The sequence below is a fragment of the Microbispora sp. GKU 823 genome (assembly GCF_002027145.1).
GTDB lineage: Bacteria > Actinomycetota > Actinomycetes > Streptosporangiales > Streptosporangiaceae > Microbispora > Microbispora siamensis.
In genome coordinates this window covers 1-3,468 of record NZ_MWJN01000217.1, presented here as the reverse complement: position 1 = coordinate 3,468, position 3,468 = coordinate 1, and the positions used below count along the sequence as shown (strand labels likewise).

At 69.6% G+C, this 3,468-nt stretch carries 4 protein-coding genes and 1 pseudogene; 2 read left to right on the top strand and 3 right to left on the bottom strand.

Features of this window, described 5'->3' with window-relative positions:
- The first annotated feature begins 66 nt into the window (after nucleotides 1-66).
- Nucleotides 67-186 (top strand): RICIN domain-containing protein, encoded by a 120-nt coding sequence (locus tag B1L11_RS54385; protein ID WP_306291791.1) that lies wholly within the window; start codon nucleotides 67-69, stop codon nucleotides 184-186.
- Between the two features lie 245 nt (nucleotides 187-431).
- On the top strand, nucleotides 432-1,127 hold the full coding sequence (locus B1L11_RS44220; RefSeq protein WP_161628214.1) for a FadR/GntR family transcriptional regulator: 696 nt from the start codon (nucleotides 432-434) through the stop codon (nucleotides 1,125-1,127).
- Nucleotides 1,128-1,335: 208 nt separating this feature from the next.
- Here B1L11_RS44220 and B1L11_RS53590 read toward each other — a convergent pair.
- The 3 genes and pseudogenes from B1L11_RS53590 to B1L11_RS44205 form a co-directional block, all read right to left on the bottom strand.
- Nucleotides 1,336-2,204, bottom strand: a pseudogene (locus B1L11_RS53590) (aldo/keto reductase); the annotation flags it as partial.
- Nucleotides 2,201-3,022, bottom strand: a complete 822-nt coding sequence (locus tag B1L11_RS44210) for an amidohydrolase (RefSeq protein ID WP_204053129.1) — start codon at nucleotides 3,020-3,022, stop codon at nucleotides 2,201-2,203. The pseudogene B1L11_RS53590 and the gene B1L11_RS44210, both read right to left, overlap by 4 nt.
- 5 nt (nucleotides 3,023-3,027) lie before the next feature.
- Complete coding sequence (locus B1L11_RS44205) at nucleotides 3,028-3,402, bottom strand: L-rhamnose mutarotase (protein ID WP_218671715.1); 375 nt, start codon at nucleotides 3,400-3,402, stop codon at nucleotides 3,028-3,030.
- Between the last annotated feature and the right edge of the window lie 66 nt (nucleotides 3,403-3,468).

The window sequence follows — 3,468 nt, the reverse complement described above, 5'->3', positions numbered from 1 at the left end:
GCGTGATCATCTGGGACTGCAACGGCCAGAACAACCAGAAGTGGCGCCTCAACTCCGAACGGAAGCATCACCGCCGTCGGCGCGAACAAGTGCCTGGACGTCAACGGCGGCGGCACCGCCAACGGCACCAAGGTGCTGATCTGGACCTGCAACGGCCAGAACAACCAGAAGTGGACCCGCGTCTGACACCGATCTGACGCCCGAAATCCGGAGCCGGTCCGCCCTCGGCGGGCCGGCTCTCCCCTTGTCAGCGACAAGCAAAATTCATCATATGAATTACATATGAGCAGAGGAGTTATACTCTCACCTGTGATGATCCTCCTGGAGGCCCAGTGACTGCCGCGTTCTCTCAACCCGGCCTGACCGCGAGTGCCTCCCGCGGCCCACTGGAGCCGCCCGCACACCGACGGCCCCGCCGCCTGGGCGACACCGTGGTCACGTATCTCGTCGACCGTATCGTGTCGGGGGCCTACCCCGTGGACAGCGTGCTCCCGACAGAGCCCGAGTTGTGCCAGGAGTTCGGCGTCTCCCGTACGGTGGTGCGCGAGTCGATCAAGCTTCTGGAGGCGAAGGGCCTGGTCAAGGCCACTCCGGGCCGGGGGACCCGGGTCCTGGAGCCCATCGGCTGGAACCTGCTGGACCCCCTCGTCCTCGAGGCGCAGATCCGGCACGACAGCGACCTGTCCATCCTCGACGACCTCGTCAACGTCCGGGTGGCGCTCGAATGCGACATGGCGGCGCAGTGCGCGCGCGTGATCACACCGGCTCAGGCCGAGGCGCTGAAAAGGCAGGCGAACGTCCTCGCGGAGACCCTGCACGACCCGGAGCGCTACGGCAGGGAGGACGTCGCCTTCCACGAAATGATCATGCTTGCCTCCGGCAATCGCCTCGGTCATGCGATCATTCATGGCATCCATGCCAAGGCACGGCTGTCGAGTCAGTACAACGGCGACCCGAACAGGGAGGAACTCCTCCAGTCGCTCGCCGAGCACCGGCAGATCGAGTCCATGATCCTTCAGGGCGACTCCCAGGGCGCCGCGGCCGCGATGCGCGTCCACATAGTGGGCTCATGGGCCAGGCGCCGCCCCCGCGTACACGGAGCGATGGGCCAGGAAGCCGGCTCCTGAGAGGGCCCCGCCGCGGCCAGTGCCACCGCGGCGGGGGGGATGCCTCACCCGCCACCCGTGGGATGCTCCCTAGGGCATCAAGGTTCGCGCGTCGGCACGGCCCCGGCGGGATCAGGCCTTCGGCGATAAGGTCGTGCCAGAGCCCCTCGGGGATGTCGGTCTCGAACCGCCGGAGGTTCTCGTCCACCTCGCGCGGTGAGCGCATGCCGACGGCGATCGCGGAGACCGCGGGGTGCAGCAGCGGAAAGGCCAGCGCGGCGGCGGGCAGTTCGACGCCGTGATCTGCGCAGACAGACGCGATGCGCTCCGCGCGCCCGAGCACGTCGGCGCCGGGGGCACGATACTCGTACGTCGAGCCAGGTGCGGGCCGGGCGGTGGAGAGCAGGCCGGTGGCGAAGACACCGACGGCGACACGGCGACACCGAAGCGACGGGCCGGCGTGAGCACCGAGTCGAGTGCGCTGTGGTCGAGCAGCGAATAGCGGTTGGCCAGCATGATCACATCGACGAGCCCCTCCTCGATGATCGCGGCGAGCCCGGCAGTGGTGTTGGTCCCGACGCCGATGGCCTTCACGACGCCGGCGGCCTTCAGCCGCGCCAGCGACGCGAGCCCCTCCCGCGCCGCGCTCTTCCACGCCTGGTCGGGATCGTGCAGGTACAGGATGTCGACCGACTCGAGTCCGAGACGCGTCAGGCTCTCCCGGAGCGAGCGTTCGACACCCGTCGCCGAGAAGTCCCACCGCCGCGTGAGGTCGCCGGGAACGGCGAACCCGTCGTCATCCCATTCCCGAGGCCGGGGATTGGGCACGATCAGGCGACCGACCTTGGTGGAAAGCACGAACTCGTCGCGAGGGCGGCGGCGCAATTCGGCTCCGATGCGGCGTTCGGAGAGCCCGAGACCATAGTGCGGCGCCGTGTCGAAGTAGCGGATACCGCGATCCCACGCCCGGCGCACCGTCTGGGCGGCCTCGTCGTCGCTCACAGACCGGGCGAAGTTGCCGAGCGGTGATCCGCCGAGGCCGATGACACCGCGCCCCGACCGGCCTCGGTTCAGCAGATCCGCGATCGAGGCCGTCATCCGCCCAGCCCGTAGAGGACCGACGCGGCGCCAGACATGATCGACTGCCGCTCCGCCGGGCTCAGCTCGCCGATGAGCTCGTCCACCGCGCGCCGCCACGCGACCGCACCGGCCCCCAGCTCGGCCAGCGGCCAGTCGGACCCGTACATGAGCCGCTCCGGGCCGAACGCGTCGAGCGCCACGTCGACCACGCGGCGGAGGCGGGCTCCGTCGCCGCCGTTCACGAGTCCGGCCAGCCCGGAGATCTTCGCGAAGGTGTTCGGCCGGCCGGCGAGCTCGCGCAGGCCGGCCTCCCAGCCGGCCTCGTCGTCCGACTCGGCGATCCCGCCGAGGTGGTCCACGACGAAGCGGACACCGGGGTGCGCGGCCACGACGGTCGCGGCCAGCGGCAGCTGCCACCATCGAACGACCAGGTCGAAGCCGAGGTCGCGCGCGCCCAGCTGCTCAAGCGCCCTTCCCACGTCGGGTCGCGCGAGCCAGTCGGGGTCGGGGTCGATGTGGACCAGGTGCCGGATTCCCACCAGCCTCCGGCGCGCCGCGGGATCGAGCCCGTCGAGTTGCGCCGCGACGTCGGCGGTGAGGTCGGTCCAGCCGACCACACCGGCGATGCGCGGGCTCGGGTGCGCCAGCAGCCGTCGCGTCTCGGCGGCGCTGTTGCTCGCCTGCACGACGACCGCGGCGTCCACGCCCGCCGAATCGAGCATCCGCTCGAGGTCGCCGGGCGTGAAGTCGCGATCGATGGCCGCCATCGTCGTGGGGTCGATCCACGGCTGGGGGTCGGTGGCCCGGTTCCAGAGATGGACGTGTGCGTCGATCACGCCGGTCATGACAGGTGCCAGATCTCGTCGAGCGGCTGCCACAGCGCTCCGGGATCTCTTTCTTCGACGATGCGCACCTGGCAGGGGTCGGTGTGCGTCCACCACTCGCGCGTCACCGGGTCCTCTGCGATGCGGGCCATGTCGGCCGCGTGGTCCTCGCCGACATACTCGTAGTAGGCGAACAGGGTGTCGCCGACGATGAAGATCGAGTAGTTCGTGACGTTGGCGTCGCGCAAGGTCTGCTCGACCTGCGGCCAGACGTTGCGATGCAGTTCGAGGTACTCCTCCCTGCGCTCGGGCCGGACGCCGACGACGAGGGCGTGACGCTCGACGCGGCGCCGCTCGGTGTGCTTGTCCATTCGCTCGCTCCGCTCGCTCATGCCACCTCCTCGCCTTGCGGCTCGGAGTCGCATGAGCGAATCGCGCTGTGTCTATTGATTCGCTCG